Source organism: Sinosporangium album (genome assembly GCF_900100605.1).
Classification (GTDB): Bacteria; Actinomycetota; Actinomycetes; order Streptosporangiales; family Streptosporangiaceae; genus Sinosporangium; species Sinosporangium album.
Genome location: NZ_FNCN01000008.1, coordinates 174521 through 193318, shown reverse-complemented (window position 1 = coordinate 193318; position 18798 = coordinate 174521). Strand labels below are relative to the sequence as shown.

Genomic DNA, 18798 nt, shown 5'->3' with positions numbered 1-18798 from the left:
GGTTGGGGTTCCGACTTTGTTGGCGAGGGTTTTTGGGCTGGTGGGTGGGGGTCTGGGAATGCGGCGGTGGGGCAATGTGGACTGGTTTTGGAGCGTTTTTGTGCATTGCGATGGAGGGCCGGAGCGCGGACACTAGCGTCGAGATCGCGGTGTGGCGAGGAGGGCGATCATGCCGGTGGCCAGAGCCGTAAGAGAGCGGTGCCGGGGCCTCATGGAAGCCGATGAGGAGATCCGATATGTGTTTCCGGCGACGCTGTCGGGGACGCCGGGGCCGGCGTACTTCCTGGTGGTGGTCGGGGACCGGCGGATCCTCGTCCTGGCGACCCGGTACTTCGACCGGGACACGCCGATCGACATCTACCAGGCGCTGCCGCGCAGAACACGCCTCGGCCCCGTGGAGTTCGGTCCGATGCCGACGATCCGGATCGGGGCCACGCATTTCAACGTGAACGAGGAATACCTCGCCGTAGTGACCGCGGCCGACGCCGAGGTGTTCGCCCCGGAGACTCTTCCCCTCGACCCCCTGCCCGACCTCTGAGCGCGCGGCCCCGGCGTGTCGCCGTACGGCTTGCGCCGACCGGCGGAGAAATCCCCTCTGACCTGGGGGGAAATGCGGCGTGAGCGGCATGGGGGCCGGAGGGTTCGATGAGGGTGGGAGGGGTGTGCCGGGGGGTTCGCATCGAAGACGGTTTAGGCGCGTCGTGGTGGGTGGGGCTAGACTTCGCCCCGAGTGCTCGCGGCGTGCCGTCGCCTCCGAGCATCGATAACGTCAGCAGCCGCTGCATGAGGAGCCACTGAGTTGTCCCGTCGCCTGTTCACCTCCGAGTCGGTCACAGAGGGCCACCCGGACAAGATCGCCGACCAGATCAGTGACGCGATTCTCGACGCCATGCTCAAGGACGACCCGAGGAGCCGGGTCGCCGTCGAGACGATGATCACTACCGGCCAGGTCCACGTCGCGGGTGAGGTGACGACGGAAACCTACGTCGACCTTCCCGGCGTCATTCGCGAGAAGATCCTTGAGATCGGCTACGACGCCTCCCACAAGGGCTTCGACGGCGCCTCCTGCGGGGTGTCGGTCTCGATCGGCGCCCAGTCGCCGGACATCGCCCAGGGCGTCGACGACGCCTATGAGCACCGCGAGGGCGGTGCGGGCGACGAGCTCGACCGCCAGGGCGCGGGCGACCAGGGGCTCATGTTCGGATACGCCTGCCGCGAGACCCCCGAGCTGATGCCGCTGCCGATCCAGCTCGCCCAGCGCCTCGCCCGCCGCCTGTCGGCGGTGCGCAAGAGCGGCACGGTGCCCTACCTCCGCCCCGACGGCAAGACGCAGGTGACGATCGAATACGACGGCGACACGCCCGTCCGCCTCGACACCGTGGTCGTCTCGACGCAGCACGCGGCCGAGATCGACCTCAAGGAGATGCTCACCCCCGACATCAAGGAGCACGTGGTCGACCCCGTGCTCGCCGAGCTCGACATCGACACCGAGGGCTACCGGCTGCTGGTCAACCCGACGGGCCGTTTCGAGATCGGTGGTCCGATGGGCGACGCCGGCCTCACCGGCCGCAAGATCATCGCCGACACCTACGGCGGCATGGCCCGCCACGGCGGCGGCGCCTTCTCCGGCAAGGACCCGTCCAAGGTCGACCGGTCGGCCGCTTACGCGATGCGCTGGGTCGCCAAGAACGTGGTGGCGGCCGAGCTGGCCGACCGCTGCGAGGTCCAGGTGGCCTACGCGATCGGCAAGGCTCAGCCGGTCGGTCTGTTCGTGGAGACCTTCGGCACCGAGAAGGTCGCGATCGCCAAGATCCAGGAGGCCGTGCTGCAGACGTTCGACCTGCGCCCGGCCGCGATCATCCGCGACCTCGACCTGCTGCGCCCGATCTACTCGGAGACCGCCGCGTACGGCCACTTCGGCCGTGAGGAACCGAACTTCTCCTGGGAGAGGACCGACCGCGCCGAGGCCCTCCGCACCGCCGCCGGACTGTAGACCGTTGGCGCGAATGCCGCGATCCGTGGAGCTGCCACGGATCGTGGCATTCGCTCTTTCCGCCCCCCGCCGTCCCGCAGTGGCCTCGGTGGTCCTGGAGGTCGAGACGTGGGCATGAACCGGCGGGGTGAGCTTCCCGCCGAGCTGACGCCTTTCATCGGTCGGCGTGGAGAGGTCGCGTCCGTGCGCCGCATGCTGCAGCATTCGCGGCTGGTGACGGTGACGGGCATTCCCGGGGTGGGCAAGACGCGCGTCGCGCTGCGGGCGGCGCACAGTCTGCGCAGGGCCTTCACCGGCGGGGTGCACCTGGTGGAGCTGTCGAGCCTGTCCGACGAGAGGCGGCTCGAACAGGTGGTGGCGCACGCGCTCGACGTGCCGGACCGTTCGACGCGACCGGCTGCGGAGGTGCTCGCCGAGTATCTCGCCGACCGCGAGCTTCTCCTGGTGCTCGACACCTGCGAACACCTCGTGGACGCCTGCTCGCAGATGGCGCAGACGCTGCTCGCCGCCGCTCCCGGATTGCGCGTGCTCGCCACGAGCCGCCAGGTGCTGGGGGCGCCCGGCGAGCACAGCCTCGTCGTGCATCCGATGGCCGTGCCCGTTACTCCCGAGCCCGTCACTCCCGCCCCCGTGCCCGTTACCCCCGCGCCCATTGCTCCCGTGCCGGTCACCTCCGCGCCGGTCACCTCCGCGCCGGTCACCTCCGCGCCGGTCACCCCGGCGCCCGCCGACCCCGCCGCCCCCGAGTCGGTCGCTCCCGTGTCCGTGACCGCTCTCGGCGAATGCGACTCGGTGCGGCTCTTCCTCGACCGTGTCCGGGCCGTCGACCCGGGGTTCACCCTGACCGGCGACAACGCTCCCGCCGTCGCCGAACTCTGCCGCCGCCTCGACGGCATCCCGCTGGCCATCGAGCTCGCCGCGGTCCGCGCGCGTGCCCTGCCGGTCAGCCGCATCCTTCAGCTCATCCGTGAGCGGCCGGGCAACGGATCCGGCGCGATCGCGACCGCCGACGCGCGCCACCAGACCATGTGGGCGGCCATCGCGTGGAGCCACGACCTCTGCACGGCCGAGGAACGCACGCTGTGGGCGAGGCTCTCCGTGTTTTCCGGAGGGTTCGACCTGGTGGCGGCCAATGCGGTCTGCGCCGACGAGACCCTGCCGGCGGGCCGGGTGTTCCCCGCGCTCGACGGCCTCGTGGAGAAGTCGATCGTCGTGTGCGTCAAGCAGGGCCACCGCACGCACTACCGGATGCTCGACAGCATCCGCGAGTACGGCAAGGCGCAGTGGCACGGCCCCGCCGAGGCGCTGTCGCTGGCGACGCGGCACCGCGACCACTACCTGGCGGAGGCGGAGGCGGCGAGCCGTACACCGCCGGGCGGCGACCAGGTCGCCGAGTGGAGCCGGGTGCGCGATGACTGGCCCAATCTGCGCGCCGCGCTGGAGTTCTGCGCCGCGCGGCCGGGGGAGGCGCCGGTCGGGCTGCGGCTGGCGTCGGCGCTGTGGTTCCTCTGGGTCGCCTGCGGCATGACCAGGGATGGCCGCCACCACTTGGAGACGCTGCTCGCCTTCGGGGAGGGGAACCCGGCGGAGAGGTCGAGGGCGCTGTTGAGGCTCGCCTACCTCGCCGCCGGCCAGGGCGACTTCACCGCGGCCAAGGCGGCGCTGGCGGAGTGCGGCGGGCTCGGCGTGCGCGAGGAGCGCGTCCACATGCTCAAGGTGCAGGGCACGGTGTCGTTCAGCCGGGGCGACATCGAGACGGCGGACAAGTGCTTGTCGGAGGCGGTGCGCGGACCGGGCGGGGAGAGCCTCCCCCCCACGGTCAGGTTGACGGCCATGGTGGAGCTCGGCCTCACCTACGTATGGGCGGGGCGGATCGACGCGGCGGCCTCGGTCCTCGAAGAGTGCCGGGCCGTGTGCCTGGCGCAGGGCGAGGCGTGGTCGCGCTCGTGGGCCGACATCGGGCTCGCGCTGGTGGCCCGGGCCAAGGGCGACGCGGCGGCGGCCGTACAGCACGCGCGGGGGGCGCTGCGGGTCGGTCACGAGCTGCAGGACGCGGTCGGCACAGCGCTCAGCATGGAGCTGCTGGCGTGGATCGCCGCCGACGAGGAGGTGCCCGAGCGGGCCGCGCGGCTGCTCAGCGCGGCGCACCAGCGCTGGTCGTCGGTGGGGCGCTTCCTGTTCGGCTCCCCGCATTTCCTCGCCGAGCACCAGCGCCACGAGGAGCGGCTCGGCAGGCTGCTCACGCCCGCCGCCTACGCCGACGCGGTGTCCGCGGGGCGGGCCCTGCCGACCGACGAGATCGTGGCGTACGCCCTCGGCCCGTCGGACTCCCCGGCGCTCACGCCCGGCCCGTCGCTGTGGGCGCCGCTCTCGCCGCGCGAGCGGGAGGTCGCCGAGCTGGTCGCCGACGGGCTGACCAACCGCCAGATCGCGCAGCGGCTCGTGGTCGCCCGCCGTACCGTGGACACCCATGTCGAGCACATCCTCGCCAAGCTCGGCTTCTCCGGGCGGGCGCAGGTCGCCGCGTGGGCGGCGAACCGGCGGGGTGACGAACGGCGGCGCGGGGCCCTGTGACCCAGCCCTGTGACCCAGCCCTGTGACCCAGCCCTGTGACCTGTCCTCGGGGCCGGGCCGCCGCGGGGACGGGTGAGGAAACCCTGGCCGATACGGAGTTGTCACAGGCCCGGCGCGTGTGTCGCGGCTCGTGCTAATGTCCGGCTCCTGTCGATACCCGGGGGAGGTGGCCGGTGCAGGCAAGGCGCCCGGGCAATCTCGCGGCCGACATCACCCCCCTGATCGGCAGGGCGGCCGAGGTGGCCGACGGTGTCAGGCTGCTCGGCGAGGCACGGCTGGTCACCGTCACGGGCGCCCCGGGTGTGGGCAAGTCGCGGGTGGGGGCGCAGATCGCCCGGTTGTCCCGCCGGCGGTTCCCCGACGGCGTCTGGCAGATCGAGCTGTCCTCCGTGCCGGCCGGGTCCTGCCCGGCCGCGCTCATCGCCGCGGTCCTCGGCCCGCGCGACGGCGCCCGCCCCGACCCGCGCGGCCATGCCGCCGACTCCCGCGTCCGGGCTGGGACCCCCGCCGAGCTCACGCGCGTCGTGGAGGCGCTGCGCGGCCTTCGGGCGCTCCTCGTCCTGGACACCTGCGAGCACGTGGTCGAGGGCGTGGCGCTGCTGGCCGAGGCGCTGCTGCGCCGCGCCCCCCGCATTGGGGTGCTGGCGACCTCCCGCCGTCCGCTCGGCGTCCCCGGCGAGCGGCTGCTGGCGGTGCCGCCGCTTCCGATCCCGGAGGCCGGTGGGCCGGACGCGTCGGGCGGCGACGTGCGGGCCGCCGACGATGCCGGAGCGCAGGGCGGCGCCGCGGCGCCGGCCTCGCCCGCCGTACAGCTGTTCGCCGAGCGCGCCGCAGCGGTCGACCCGGCCTTCGCGCCCACCCCGGAGGCGCTTCCGGCGGTCGCCGACATCTGCCGCCGCCTCGACGGCATCCCGCTGGCGATCGAGCTCGCCGCCGCGCGCCTGCGGTCGCTGTCGGCCCACGAGCTGCTCGACCGGCTGGCCGACCCCTTCGAGGTGCTCGGGGCGAGCCGCAGCAGGCTCGCACGCCACCGTGACATGCGGGCGGCCATCGCGTGGAGCCACGAACTCTGCGACCCGGCCGGCCGGGCGCTGTGGTCGGCGCTGTCGGTCTTCGACGGCCCGTTCGACCTGGAGACGGCCGAACGCGTGCTGCCGCTCGCCGCGCAGGCCGTGCCCGGCGCCTCCGCGTACGGCGGTGTGGCCGGGGTGCTCGCGGCCCTGGTCGACGCGTCGGTGGTGCTGCGCGAGGCGGGAGACTACGGCATGCGCTACCGCCTGCCGTTCCTCCACGCGGAGTTCGCCCGGGGCCGGGCGGGTGGCGGCCCCGCCGTCCGCATCCGCATCCCCGAGCAGGCGCCGTCGCCCGAGCGGGGCGGTGGTGCGGGCGGAGCCGTCCCCGAGCCCGGTGGCCCGCCGGCCGTGGACCGTGCCGACCGGCGCGAGGCGGCGTCCGCCCCGGGCCCGTCGACTCCGGGGCCCGAGCCCGCTGAAGCCGCCGGGCGCCCCTCCGGTGCCGCGCCGCCACTGAGTCCCCGGGAGCTTCAGGTGGCCGAGCTCATCGTCGAGGGGATGACGAACCGGCAGATCGCCGTAGAGCTCGGCATCGCCAAACGCACCGTGGACGCGCACGTGCGCAACATCCTCACCAAGGCGAGCCTGGCATCGCGCACCCAGGTCGCCGCGTGGGTCGCCGAGCGCCACCACGGCGCCGGCGAGGCGACGCGGGTGTTCCCGGCCGGTGGGGGCGTGCTGGGGCGAGTGCGGCCCAGGGCGTGAGCGCTCGCTGGCGACAACGGGGACAACAGTGACAACGGCGGCAACGGGGACAATGCATGTGTGACCAGCCCGAACGCCGACTCGCGGCAGTCCGGAAATCCCGTGCGCGACCTTTGCCGGGAAAACCTGTACGTGGCTCCGGCGGCGCTTCTACACTGACGCGCGTGATCGGCCAGACGCGCGCCCCGGCCGGTGCGGCGCCCTCTTCGAGGCCCCTGAGCGTGTGTTCCCGCCTTTGCTCCCGGCATTGTCGGCGGTGGTGCTCCCGTGTTCGCGATTCGGCCGAACGCGGTTCTCGGAAAGTCGGCGTGATATCCGGCTCGCGGGGGAAGGTCGCTGTAACGGCCGGAGCCCGGACGACCCCGGTGAGCCGTGGAGGCGACACCCGTGGCGGAGACCGAGGCGACCGAGGCGCACTCGGCACCCCGTGACGGCGGTCCCCGCGATTCCGCGAGGGGCGGCGTGCGTTCCGGGTGACGCTCTCTGCGTAGAGGGTTAGGCACTATTCCCGATGTGGGAGCGATGCTCCGACGGAAAACTACGAGTGGCCAGTGGGCGGCATGGTGTGCCAGTGTGATCCGCAGCGCTCAGGCGCCGATCCGGGAGGGGTCCCCCCGTCGCCTGGGTTTTCCCATGGAGCGCTCCATGGCGCCGACCCACTGGCCAAACATCCCCGATCCGACAGGCCCCGCCTCGCGCGACACGCGTCCTGTTCTGGGTGTCCGGCTTGAGATGACCTGGGGTGACGTGCGCACACACGCGCGCGGGTCGTTCGGCGACCCCCGCCGATTCTGGTAGGACGTAGGTCGTGACCGACTTCGCCCAGCCGTCCGACGACGACGCCCTGCTGCCCCTGTCGGCGGTGACGGCGGTGCCCGCCGCGGGGGAGGCGGAGGGGGACGCGGCGGCCGGCGGATCCGGCGCCGGTCGCTCCACGCCGCGGACCGGCGGCGGGAGGGCCGCCGGCCGCGCCGCGCCGGGGGGCAAGCCCGCCGCGGCGGCCCCCGCCGTACGGCCGGCCGAATCGTCGCCGGTGGCGCGGGTGGCCGTCGACAACCCGCTGCCGCACCTGGACCGGCTGTTCGACTACCTCGTGCCGCACGACATGGCCGACACGGCGGTGCCCGGGTGCCGGGTGAGGGTGCGTTTCGCGGGCAAGCTCGTCGACGGGTTCCTGCTGGAGCGCGCCGAGGAGAGCGAGCACCAGGGCAAGCTGACGCCCCTCACCCGGGTGGTGTCGCCCGAGGCGGTGGTGACACCCGAGATCGCGGGGCTGGCCCGCGCGGTGGCCGACCACTACGCCGGCACCATGGCCGACGTGCTCCGCCTTGCCGTACCTCCCCGGCACGCCCGCGTGGAGTCCGAGGCGCGGCCCGCCGCCGAGCCGTCGGCCGCCGAGCCGTCCATCGCCGGGGAAGGAGCCGCCGCCGAGATATCCGCCGCTGAGCCGTCCGCAGTCGGGGAAGGGGACGCCGCCGAGATATCCGCCGCTGAGCCGTCCGCAGTCGGGGAAGGGGACGCCGAGCCGTCGGAACCCGGCTGGGCGGACTACCCCATGGGCGGGTCCTTCCTCTCCGCGCTCGCCGAAGGGCGCTCCCCGCGCGCGGTCTGGACGGCGCTGCCCGGCGCCGGGCCCGAGGGGCCCGGATGGCCGGGGGAGGTCGCGCACGCCGTCTGGGCGACGCTGAGGAGCGGCCGGGGCGCGGTCGTGGTGGTGCCGGACGGCAAGGACGTCGCGGTGGCCGACGCGGCGCTCACCGCCCTGCTGGGGACCGGCGCGCACGTGGCGCTCACGGCCGACCTCGGCCCCGCCGAACGCTACCGGCGGTGGCTGCGCGTGCTTCGCGGCGAGGTGGCAGCCGCAGTGGGCACGCGGGCCGCCGCGTTCGCGCCCGTGCGCGACCTGGGGCTGGCCGTGATCTGGGACGACGGCGACGACCTGCACGCCGAGCCCCACGCGCCCTACCCGCACGCCCGCGACGTGCTCGCCCTGCGGGCGCACCGCGCACGCGCCGGGCTGCTGATCGGCGGATACACGCGTACGGCAGAGGCCACCCAGCTCATCGCCGCGGGCTGGGCCAGGCCGATCGCCGCGGCCCGCGAGACGGTCCGGACGCGCGCGCCGAGGGTGCGCCCCGCGGGCGAGGACGCCGACCTCGCCCGGGACCAGGCCGCCCGCGCCGCCCGGCTGCCGTCGGTCGCCTGGCAGGCGCTCAAGCACGGCCTGGAGAGCGGGCCGGTGCTGGTGCAGGTGCCGCGCCGGGGATACCTGCCGGCACTGGCGTGCCAGGGGTGCCGGGCGCCCGCGCGCTGCGCCCACTGCCGAGGTCCCCTCGCGCTGCGCGCCGGCCACTCCGCGCCCGCCTGCCGCTGGTGCGGGCGCATCGCGGCCGACTGGCGGTGCCCGTCCTGCGGCACCCCGCGCATACGGGCGGTCGTCGTCGGCGCCAGACGCACCGCCGAGGAACTCGGCAGGGCCTTCCCCTCGGTGACCGTCAGGACCTCGGGCCGCGACGGCGTGCTCGCCTCGGTCGGGCCGGGCAGGGCGCTCGTGGTCGCGACGCCGGGGGCCGAGCCGGTCGTCGCTGACGGATACGCGGCCGCGGTGCTGCTCGACGGGTGGGCGCTGCTCGGCCGGGCCGACCTGCGCGCCGCCGAGGAGGCGCTGCGCCGCTGGATGAACGCCGCCGCGCTGCTGCGCCCGCGCGCCGAGCTCGTCGTGCTGGCGGGGGCGGCCCTGCCCGCCGTCCAGGCGCTGCTGCGCTGGGATCCCGTCACGCACGCCGAACGCGAACTGGCCGACCGGGCCGAGCTCGCGTTTCCGCCCGCCGTACGCATGGCGACGCTGACCGGGTCGCCCTCGGCGGTGCGGGAGATGCTGGCGGAGGCGCGTCTGCCGGAGACGGCCGAGGTGCTCGGCCCGGTGCCGGTGGAGACCCCGCGCGGCGGCGAGACCGAGACCGTGCGCGCGATGGTGCGCGCGCCACGCGCGGGAGGAGCCGACCTGGTGGCGGCGCTGAAAGGGGCGGCCGGAGTGCGATCCGCCCGCAAGGCTCCGGAGGTGGTCAGGATATGCGTCGACCCGCTCGAACTGATTTAGCCTGTTTCCCCGATTCGCCGAGCTGACAGTGAGCCGTTAGTTTCTCCATGTGTCGATCGAATGGGTGAATCAAGTCGTCGACGATCTGCGGGCGTGGGGGCGTTCCCGCGGCCTTGACGTGGATGTGGATGAGATCCGGTTGCTCTGCGACTACGCAAGTGACTATTTGGGGGTGAACCAGCTCGGCGATTTCACCGCCGACACGTTCGAGGAACTCCTGCTCTCCATTTACCCGCGCAAGGTCATCGCACCGCCCGAGAGCGCTTCCGAGACGGTCGCCGCCGCCCGCACCCTCGTCGACTTCCTCCTCGACTCCGGCCACTCCTCCGCCGAGCTCGCGACCGGCATGCGCGCCCGGCTCGACGGGATCGAGCCGGAGATGCCGGACGCCCTGGCCGACACGTCCAGATACGGCATGGCCAAGAGCATGTTCAGCGCCATAGGCCCCGAGTCGCTGGAGCAGCCCGACACCCTCGTCATCCCCTCCGGCGAGGCCGAACTCCTCGCCGAGACCCCCTGCGAGTGCCCCGCCTGCGCCCCCCTGCCCCCGGTACGGCTGGCGCCCCCCGCCGAGCTCGCCGCCGCCGCGCGAAAGGTGCCGCTGCTGGCAGACCTCCACACCCTGATCGCCTGGATGCGCGACAGCGAGCGCACCCCCACCGTCAAGGGCGCCCTGCGGGTCAAGGACGCAGCCCACGCCCCCGTTCCCCGGCCTGCGCTCCTGTGGGACCTCGCCCGCGGCCTTGGCGAGGTCGAGACCTCGCGCGCGTCGATGACCGTCCGCGCCGGGTTCGCGCCGCCCGCCGAGCGCGACGACGACGACCTGCTCGCGATGTGGGCCGACACCGTCGGCCTCCTCGTCGAGGCCGACGCCGGGGGAGCCGTCACCGGCGCCCCCGTGCTCGACCGCGAACTCTACGACCTGCTGCACCTGCTCTACCGGCTCCAGGTGCCGGTGCCCACCGCGACGGTCCTCGAATACCTCGACGAGCTCGGCGAGGAGACCGGCGGCCTCGACATCGGCGGGGCGCTCGACCGCCTGGCCTACTGCGGCCTGGTCGCCCGCCGCGGCGACACCTTCGAGCTCACCCCGCTCGCCCTGTGGGCGCTGCGCCGCCTCTACCTCGGCCTCGGCATGGAGGCGCCCGAGGCCGAGGACCTCGCCGAGGCCGACGCCGTCGGGCTCATCGAGGGCCTGCTGAGCGGCGTGCCCACCGAGCTGGCCGAGCGCGACATCGACGCCTGGCTCGAACGGCGCGACCCCGGCCGGGCCGCGGCCGAACTGCTCGGCGCGGCGGCCGGAGCGCCCGCCGTCGCCAGGGGCATCGCGATGACGATCGTCGACAGGCTCCCCGCCGAGGCCGAGCCCGCCGTCCGCGCCGCCCTCGACGAGTCGGAGCTGCGCCCCCACGCCATCCACTGGCTCGCGGCGCGCGGCCTGCCCGCCCCCGCCCTCACCCAGGCCGAGCTGCTCTGGATGAGCGTGGACATGCTGGCGCTCGCCATGCCGGCCGCCGAGGAGGACCCCGAGAACTTCTCCGAGAACATGGCCGCCTCCGGCCCGCCGGCCCACATGATCGAGGAGATGTGGCGGGTCGACCACCCCGACGTCGTCGCCGTCCTCGAACTGCTCGGCCGATCGCTCGCCGACCCCGACGTCGCCAAGGCGGCGCGCAAGGCCGCGTTCAAGGCGCGGTCCCGGGCCATCGGCTGAAGTACTTCCCCGGGGCCGGTGTGCGTTAAGTTTCCTGAGTGACCAAGAGCGGCAACGTGTTCGACCTCCTTCAGCTTCGCAAGCTGATCGACGAGCTGGGTGAGGCGCAGCCGCAGGAGCGCACCTCCCTGCTCGGCGACACACTCGCGGGCCCCGACGGGGGCCGCTCCCACGGCGGGGGAGACCACGCCTGCGACTGCGCCGAGTGCGGCGGCGACATGCTGAGCTTCCCACCCGTCGAGCTGGCCTGCGAGGCCGATCTGGCCCGCGCCGTCCCTCAGGTGCCCCTGGTGGCCGACGCCCTGCGTCTCGCCGCCTGGACCGGCACCCGCCCCGTCGGCCCCGGCGGTCTGCTGCCGGGGCCCGCCGCCCGGGCCGCGACCGCCGCGCTCGGCCTGCCGGGTCCGCCCGGCTCCGCGCGGCAGGCGGCCCGCCTCCACCTCCTGTGGGTCGTCGCCGTCAACACCAGGCTGCTGCGGATCAACGGCGGCACGGCCGAGCCCGGCCCCCTCCACAGGCTGTCCGGGCTCTCCGAGACCGCGCTGCTGGAGTTCTGGGACGGCGTCGTCATGGACGTCCTCGACCGGGCCGACGAGGGGCAGGAGGGCGGGCTGACGGGCTCGGCCGTCATGGACGACCACCTCGCCGAGGTGCTCGCGACGATGTATTCGGTGAAGGACGGCCTGGCTCCCGCCGTACTCGCCAAGGGGGTCCTCCAATCCCACGAGGTCGCGTGCGAGGCCGGGCAGGCCGAGATGCGCCGCCTCGCCGGCTCGCTCGCCGACGAGCTCACCGGAGCGCTCGACCTGCTCGCCTACTGCGGGCTCGTCGAGGACGCGCCGCACGGCAGGTTCCGCCTTTCGCCGCTCGGCGTGTGGGCGGTCCGGCAGGACCTCCTCCGCGAGGGCCACGACGTCCCCACCGAGGGAGAGGTGGCCGTCTTCGCCGACCTGTCGGCCGCCGAGCTGGTCGAGGCCGCGACCTCGGGCGCCGCCGCGCCGAGCGCCGTCGCCGTCTGGCTGGAGCGCCGATCCCCCGAGGAGGCGGCGCGCGAGCTGATCGCCGTGGCCGTGTCGGGGTCGGCAGGGGCGCGCGGCACGGCCACGGCCATCCTGGAGGAGCTCGGCCCGGAGGCGGAGGCGGCGGTGCGCGACGCGCTCGGCGAGCCGATGGTGTGGAGATACGCCGCCTCCTGGCTGCACATCCGCGACCTGCCCGCCCCGTGCCTCACCGGCGACGACAACGTCTGGGTCGCGGTCGACACCCTCGCCGCGCTGACCTGCCTGCCGCAGTCGCTCTCCACCTCCGCCGAGCTCGGCGCGCTGGAGTCGGGCGACGACCTCGTGCGGCTGGTCGAGGAGATGACGTCGGTCGACCATCCCGACACGCTGAGCGTGCTGGAGATGCTCGGCACACACCACCCCGAGCCGGCCGTCTCCAAGGCCGCGAGGAAGGCCGCGATGAAGGCTCGCTCCGGCGTCGCCCCTAGACTGGGCTGACTGTCGAGACTTACGGGAAGGGTCTGTAGGAACGTTGCGTCTGGTCTTCGCCGGCACTCCGGACACCGCTCTTCCCTCGTTGCGCCTGCTGCTCGATTCGCCGCGCCACGAGGTCGTCGCCGTGATCACGCGGCCCGACGCCCGGTCGGGCCGCGGTCGCGGCGTCCACACGAGCCCTGTGGCGCAGCTCGCCGACGAGCACGGCGTCGAGGTGCTGAAACCGGCCAAGGCGGGCGATCCCGACTTCCTTGCCCGGCTCGCCGAGCTGGCCCCCGACGCCTGCCCGGTCGTGGCCTACGGGGCGCTGCTCCCGCAGGCCGCCCTCGACATCCCCCCTCACGGGTGGATCAACCTGCACTTCTCCCTGTTGCCCGCGTGGCGGGGAGCCGCCCCCGTGCAGCACGCCGTGCTCCACGGTGACGAGATCACGGGCGCGGCGACGTTCCGGATCGTCAAGGAGCTCGACGCCGGACCGGTCTTCGGCGTCGTCACCGAGCCCATCGGCCCGCACGACACCAGTGGCGACGTGCTGGGCAGGCTCGCCGTGTCCGGAGCGGAGCTGCTGTCGCTGACCATGGACGGCGTCGAGGACGGCACCCTTTCGGCCAGGCCGCAGCCCGCCGACGGGGTGAGCCTCGCCCCCAAGATCAATGTCGAGGACGCCAGAGTGGACTGGGCGGCCCCGGCCGCACGCGTCGACCGCCTGATCCGCGCGTGCACGCCCGCGCCGGGGGCGTGGACCGAGTTCAGGGGCGCCCGCCTCAAACTCGGCCCAGTCCGTCCCGAGCCTGGCCCGCGCCTGGCCCCCGGCCGCGTCCAGGCGGGCAAGGACGCCGTCCTGGTCGGCACGGTGACCGACCCGGTGCGGCTCGGCGACGTCCAGCCGCAGGGCAAGCGCCTGATGACCGCCGTGGAATGGGCACGCGGCACGCGACCGAACGATGAGGATCTGCTGAGCTCCAGATGAGGAACGACCGAAGGCACCACCGGGGCGGGCCGCGTCCTCCACAGCGCGGCGGCAAACGCGACATGCCCCACAGAGACGAGGCGCGCAACGCCGCCTACGACCTCATGCGGGCCGTGGACGAGCGCGACGCCTACGCCAACCTGCTCATGCCCCGCATGCTGCGCGACCGCGGCATCGGCGGGCGCGACGCGGCCCTGGCCACCGAACTCGCCTACGGCACCCTGCGCGGTCTCGGCACCTACGACGAGATCATCGCGGTGTGCAGCGACCGCGAGCCCTACGACATCGACCCGCCGGTCCTCGACGCGATCCGCCTCGGGGCCCACCAGCTCCTGCGCACCCGCGTGCCCGCCCACGCCGCCGTGAGCGCCACCGTCGACCTCGTACGGCTGCGCGTCGGCGTCGGCCCCTCCCGCTTCGCCAACGCCGTCCTGCGCAAGATCGCCGGTCGAGAGATCGACGAATGGCTCCCCATCGTCGCCCCCGAAGCGGCCGACGACCTCGTCGGCCACCTCGCCGTCACCCACAGCCACCCGCGGTGGATCGTCGAGGCGTTCCTCGCCGCCCTGGGCGGCGACGCCGACCAGACCGCCGAGCTCCTCGCCGCCGACAACGACCGCCCCAAGGTCGTCCTCGTCGCCCGGCCCGGCCGCGCCACCGTCGACGAACTGCTCGCCGCCGGCGGCGCCCCGGCGCGCTACTCCCCGCAGGCCGCCTACCTGCCCGAAGGCGACCCCGGCTCCTTCGCCGCCGTCGCCGAAGGCCGGGCGGCCGTCCAGGACGAGGCCAGCCAGCTCGTCGCCCTCGCCCTCACCCGCGTCCCCGTCGACGGCGCCGACACCCGCTGGCTCGACCTCTGCGCCGGGCCCGGCGGCAAGGCGGGCCTGCTCGACGCCGTCGCCACCCACGGCATGCCGGGCTTCGCTCCGGACGGCGACCCCGGCGAACGTCCAGGCGGGCGCCCCGGTGAGCATCCCGGCGGACACCCCGGCGGCGCCCACCTGCTCGCGGCCGACCTGCAATACCACCGGGCGCGCCTCGTACGTCAGACCACCCGGGAGGCCGCCGTCGTCACCGCCGACGGCACGGCTCCGGCGTGGCGGTCCGGTGTGTTCGACCGCGTCATGGTCGACGCGCCCTGCACCGGCCTCGGCGCGCTGCGCCGCCGCCCGGAGGCGCGCTGGCGGCGCGACCCGCGCAGCGTCCCCGAACTCGCCGCGCTTCAACGCCGGCTGCTGGCCACCGCCGTCGACGCCGTGCGCCCCGGCGGCGTCGTCGCCTACGTCACCTGCTCCCCGCACCTGGCCGAGACCCGCGACGTCGTCGCCGGGCAGGACGGGGTCGAGGTGCTCGACGCGCGGGCCTACCTGCCGGAGGTGGGCGATCTGGGCGAAGGGCCGTACGCCCAGTTCTGGCCGCACGTGCACGGCACCGACGCGATGTTCCTCGCCCTGCTGCGCCGCCTCTGACCCCCCATGGGGAACCGCCGTTCCGCGCCCTGAGGGGCACGTTGGCCACCGGCGCCTGCCTCCCGTAGGCGCCTGGGCCGTGTCTCAGTTCCAGGGGGCCGGTCGCCCTCTCAGGTCGGCTACCCGTCGTCGCCTTGGTAGGCAATCACCCCACCGACAAGCTGCTTCTGCCGGGCGCTGCTTCTGTCGGGGGCGGTTTTGTCGGTGGCGGGGGCTAGGGTGCCGACGATGGCTGTGAGGGGGGAGTCTCAGATGACGGCTTATGCCGCGCTGCTTCGCGGGGTCAACGTGGGCGGCCATGCCAAGGTGCCCATGGCGGAGCTGCGGCAGGTCGTCGAGGGGCTCGGCTATGAGGGCGTCCGCACCTATGTCGCCAGCGGCAACGTGGTCTTCCGCGGGCCGGCGGAGGCGCCTGGGGTCGAGGGTTCCCTCTCCGGTGAGATCGAGCAGGGGATCGAGAGGCGCTTCGGCTTCCCGGTCTCCTGCCTCGTCCGCAGCGGTGCCCACCTTCAGGCCGTGGCCCAGGCCAACCCGTTCGCCGAGCACGCCGCCGAGGGCACGGTGGTGCACGCCACATTCCTATCCGAACGGGTCTTACCTGACAGGCTTGCCTCCATCCGGGCCGAGGCGTTCCTGCCCGAGCGGTTCGCGCTCGGCGACCGGGTGATCTACCTCCATCTGCCCGGCGGCATGGGCCGCTCCAAGCTGGCCGAGACGCTCGCGCGCCCGGCCTTGTTCAAGGGCGTCGTCGCCACGAGCCGCAACTGGAACACGGTGACCAAACTCGTCGAGTGGACGTCCTCCTAGGAGTCGGTCGCCCGAGTTGGCGCCCCGGCGCCAGGGCCGTCCTGTCGGGCCGTCCTGCCGGGCCGTCCTGTTGGGTCGTCCTGTCGGGCCGTTCTGCCGGGTCGTCCTGGTGGGTTGCTCGTGTTGGGTTCCCAGTGACGGTTTCGCGCGTGGGCGGTCGGTTCTGGCTACGGTGGGAATCCACACTGAGCCTTCTCGGCTGTGCTCGTGGGCTCCGCAGGCCCGTGGCCTTCCCGGAGGGGGCTTCCGCTCGGGGGATCTGAGGAGACCGTGGACTTCCTGGAACGGCTGAGATACGACGAGATCGATCTGATCCTGTGGTTCCAGGCCCTGCCCGGCTGGCTGGAGGCGCCGCTGAAGGTGGTGTCGGCTCTCGGCACCAACGGGTTCGTGGTCGTGGTCCTCTCGGTGGTCTACTGGTGTGTCAACCCTCGCTTCGGGTTGCGCCTCGGGCTGGTGGTGCTGCTGTCGGCGGGCCTCAACTCGGTCGGCAAGCTCCTGCTGCAGGCTCCGAGGCCCTACTGGATCGACGCGCGGGTGCACGCCTTCGCCAGGGAGCCGACGTTCGGCATCCCGTCGGGGCACGCGCAGACGGCGACGGTGTTCGCCGGCTGGTTGGCGCTCCAGGCGCGCAAGCCGTACGCCGTGGGGGCGGCCGTGGTGTTCGTCGCGCTGATGGCCTGGTCGCGGCTCTACCTCGGGGTCCACTTCCTGTCGGATGTGGCGGCGGGCATCCTGGTCGGGCTGGTGATCCTCCTGCTGGTGTCCCGGCTGGAGAAGCCGGTGATGGCGTGGTGGCGTGCCCGGACGATCGGGGTGCAGGTGCTGCTCGCTCTGGCCGTCTCGCTGGGGGTGGTGGCTCTCGCGGTGCTCGCCTCGCTGGCGGGCGCGGGCTGGAGCCTGCCGGACGCGTGGCGCTTCGCGGGATTCGTCGCCCCGTGGGAGGAGAGCAGGCTGGCGGCCATCGCGGGAGGCCTGTTCGGCGTGATCGCCGGGGGGTCGGTGCTCTTCGCGCGGGGAGGCTTCTCGGCGGCCGGCTCGCTGGTCGCCAGGGGGCTGCGCTGGCTCGTCGGGGTGGCGGGGGCCGTGGTGATCTGGCTCGCCACGCGGATGATCGCAGTGGAGGGCTCCATCGTGCTGACGGAGGCCGCTGCCTACCTCGGTTATGCTGCGCTGTCGCTGTGGGCGGTGCTCGGGGCGCCGCTGGTCTTCGTGGCGCTGGGGCTGGCCGAACGCGCCCGGCCCGTCGCCCCCTAGACTCCTGTCATCATGGCCGTACAGATCTCTCCCAGCATTTTGTCCGCGGACTTCGCCCGTCTGGCCGACGAGGCCGCGGCGGTCGCCAATGCCGACTGGCTCCACGTCGACGTCATGGACAACCACTTCGTGCCCAACCTGACGCTCGGGCTGCCCGTCGTCGAGTCCCTGCTCAAGGCGACGGACACCCCCGTCGACTGCCATCTCATGATCGAGGACCCGGACCGCTGGGCGCCCGCCTACGCCGAGGCCGGCGCGGGCAGCGTCACCATCCACGCCGAAGCGGCCAAGGCGCCCGTGCGCACGCTGCGGCAGATCCGCGCGGCCGGGGCCCGCGCCGGGTTCGCGCTGAACCCGGCCACGGCGGTCGAGCCGTACGAGGACCTGCTGGGCGAGATCGACATGCTGCTGCTGATGACCGTCGAGCCGGGCTTCGGCGGCCAGAGGTTCCTCGACGTCGTGCTGCCCAAGGTGCGGCGGGCCAGGGCTCTCATCGCCGCCCGCGGCGGAGAGCTGTGGCTCCAGGTCGACGGCGGGGTGTCGGCGGAGACCATCGAGCGCTGCGCCGAGGCCGGAGCCGACGTCTTCGTGGCCGGCAGCGCCGTCTACGGCGCAGACGACCCCGCCCGCGCCATCGACCACCTCCGCGCCCTCGCCGAGAAGGCGTCCCCCCTCACCTGACCCGTCCCGGCCCTCCCGCAGGGCCTGGCGCGCGCCTACCGCGACCGCCCCCGGGCCCTAGCCGGGGGGCGGTCGCGGTGATTTTGACAGGCATGGCAAACTGATGCCAGAGCAGCGTGCTCCGGGGTCGGTGTAATTCCGAACCGGCGGTGACAGTCCGCGACCCGGCCGAGTCCATCGGCCGGTTGATCCGGTGGAAATCCGGGACCGACGGTGAAAGTCCGGATGGGAGGAAGCGCGCGAGCGGAAGGCGTCCCCTGAGCGGGGGCTTTCCGCCAAGGGTGTGTTCCAGGCACCCCTCACCCCCGGGGCCGCCGCCCGTGCGCGGAAGACCCTGAGGTGAGGAGCCGAGTTTGTTCACCGGAATCATCGAGGAACTGGGCGAGGTCGTCGCCCTCGAACATGGACATGACTCCGCACGCCTGTCGGTCCGCGGCGAACTTGTCACATCCGACGCCTCCCACGGCGAGTCGATCGCCGTCAACGGCGTCTGCTTGACCGTTGTGGAAGTCACCGGCGGCGTGTTCACGGTGGACGTCATGAAGGAAAGCCTCGATCGCAGTTCGCTCGGCGCTCTGTCGGTGGGGTCCAAGGTCAATCTGGAGCGCGCCGTACGCGCGGACGGGCGGCTCGGCGGGCACATCGTGCAGGGCCATGTCGACGGCAGCGGGGTGATCCTCTCCTACGAGCCCGGGGAGCACTGGGTCGATGTGAGGGTCTCGCTGCCCGCCGACCTCGACCGCTACGTCGTGGAGAAGGGCTCCATCACGGTCGACGGCGTCAGCCTGACCGTCACCGGCGTCTCGAACGGCGCCTTCGGCGTGAGCCTCATCCCCACCACGCTCGACCTGACGACCTTCGGCTTCAAACGTCCCGGCGATCCGGTCAACCTGGAGGTCGACGTCATCGCCAAGTACGTCGAGAAGCTTGTGGGCGCCCACGGGTTCGGTGTGTGATCC

At 73.5% G+C, this 18798-nt stretch carries 13 protein-coding genes, 1 riboswitch and 1 other annotated feature; all 13 genes read left to right on the top strand.

The annotated features are described in order from the left end of the window. The first annotated feature begins 169 nt into the window (after positions 1–169). The 13 genes from BLQ73_RS10785 to BLQ73_RS10720 all read left to right on the top strand — a co-directional run bounded on the left by BLQ73_RS10785 (position 170) and on the right by BLQ73_RS10720 (position 18795). On the top strand, positions 170–538 hold the full coding sequence (locus BLQ73_RS10785) for a hypothetical protein (protein ID WP_093170247.1): 369 nt from the start codon (positions 170–172) through the stop codon (positions 536–538). Positions 539–799: 261 nt separating this feature from the next. Further along, a complete protein-coding gene (gene metK / locus BLQ73_RS10780) occupies positions 800–1993 on the top strand; it encodes a methionine adenosyltransferase (protein WP_093170246.1) in 1194 nt (397 codons plus the stop codon). A 114-nt stretch (positions 1994–2107) separates the two neighbouring features. Further along, complete coding sequence (locus BLQ73_RS31115; RefSeq protein WP_143020206.1) at positions 2108–4567, top strand: ATP-binding protein; 2460 nt, start codon at positions 2108–2110, stop codon at positions 4565–4567. A 173-nt stretch (positions 4568–4740) separates the two neighbouring features. Then, complete coding sequence (locus tag BLQ73_RS10765; RefSeq protein WP_093170245.1) at positions 4741–6345, top strand: LuxR C-terminal-related transcriptional regulator; 1605 nt, start codon at positions 4741–4743, stop codon at positions 6343–6345. Positions 6346–7153: 808 nt separating this feature from the next. Continuing rightward, complete coding sequence (locus tag BLQ73_RS10760) at positions 7154–9445, top strand: primosomal protein N' (RefSeq protein WP_245690979.1); 2292 nt, start codon at positions 7154–7156, stop codon at positions 9443–9445. A gap of 49 nt (positions 9446–9494) precedes the next feature. Continuing rightward, positions 9495–11159 (top strand): hypothetical protein, encoded by a 1665-nt coding sequence (locus BLQ73_RS10755; RefSeq protein WP_245690978.1) that lies wholly within the window; start codon positions 9495–9497, stop codon positions 11157–11159. Between the two features lie 38 nt (positions 11160–11197). Continuing rightward, positions 11198–12658, top strand: a complete 1461-nt coding sequence (locus BLQ73_RS10750) for a hypothetical protein (protein WP_093170244.1) — start codon at positions 11198–11200, stop codon at positions 12656–12658. Positions 12659–12692: 34 nt separating this feature from the next. Next, on the top strand, positions 12693–13625 hold the full coding sequence (gene fmt, locus BLQ73_RS10745) for a methionyl-tRNA formyltransferase (protein WP_093170243.1): 933 nt from the start codon (positions 12693–12695) through the stop codon (positions 13623–13625). Continuing rightward, complete coding sequence (locus BLQ73_RS10740) at positions 13622–15094, top strand: RsmB/NOP family class I SAM-dependent RNA methyltransferase (protein WP_338056615.1); 1473 nt, start codon at positions 13622–13624, stop codon at positions 15092–15094. The genes fmt and BLQ73_RS10740 overlap by 4 nt, the downstream gene beginning before the upstream one ends. A gap of 59 nt (positions 15095–15153) precedes the next feature. Next, positions 15154–15279: a sequence feature (16S ribosomal RNA rRNA prediction is too short), on the bottom strand. A 67-nt stretch (positions 15280–15346) separates the two neighbouring features. Next, positions 15347–15901 (top strand): DUF1697 domain-containing protein, encoded by a 555-nt coding sequence (locus BLQ73_RS10735; RefSeq protein WP_093170242.1) that lies wholly within the window; start codon positions 15347–15349, stop codon positions 15899–15901. A 270-nt stretch (positions 15902–16171) separates the two neighbouring features. Then, positions 16172–17158 (top strand): phosphatase PAP2 family protein, encoded by a 987-nt coding sequence (locus tag BLQ73_RS10730; RefSeq protein WP_176955367.1) that lies wholly within the window; start codon positions 16172–16174, stop codon positions 17156–17158. Between the two features lie 12 nt (positions 17159–17170). Next, entirely contained in the window at positions 17171–17839 is a 669-nt protein-coding gene (rpe, locus tag BLQ73_RS10725; protein ID WP_093170240.1) for a ribulose-phosphate 3-epimerase, read from the top strand. 112 nt (positions 17840–17951) lie between these two features. Beyond that, positions 17952–18082, top strand: a riboswitch (FMN riboswitch). A 110-nt stretch (positions 18083–18192) separates the two neighbouring features. Further along, entirely contained in the window at positions 18193–18795 is a 603-nt protein-coding gene (locus BLQ73_RS10720; protein ID WP_093170239.1) for a riboflavin synthase, read from the top strand. Positions 18796–18798 lie beyond the last annotated feature (3 nt).

Bases quoted from the DNA above. Each gene is read 5' to 3' on its own strand.
- BLQ73_RS10785 (WP_093170247.1), top strand. From the start codon at position 170: ATGCCGGTGGCCAGAGCCGTAAGAGAGCGGTGCCGGGGCCTCATGGAA.
- BLQ73_RS31115 (WP_143020206.1), top strand. From the start codon at position 2,108: ATGAACCGGCGGGGTGAGCTTCCCGCCGAGCTGACGCCTTTCATCGGT.
- BLQ73_RS10740 (WP_338056615.1), top strand. From the start codon at position 13,622: ATGAGGAACGACCGAAGGCACCACCGGGGCGGGCCGCGTCCTCCACAG.
- BLQ73_RS10735 (WP_093170242.1), top strand. From the start codon at position 15,347: ATGACGGCTTATGCCGCGCTGCTTCGCGGGGTCAACGTGGGCGGCCAT.
- rpe (WP_093170240.1), top strand. From the start codon at position 17,171: ATGGCCGTACAGATCTCTCCCAGCATTTTGTCCGCGGACTTCGCCCGT.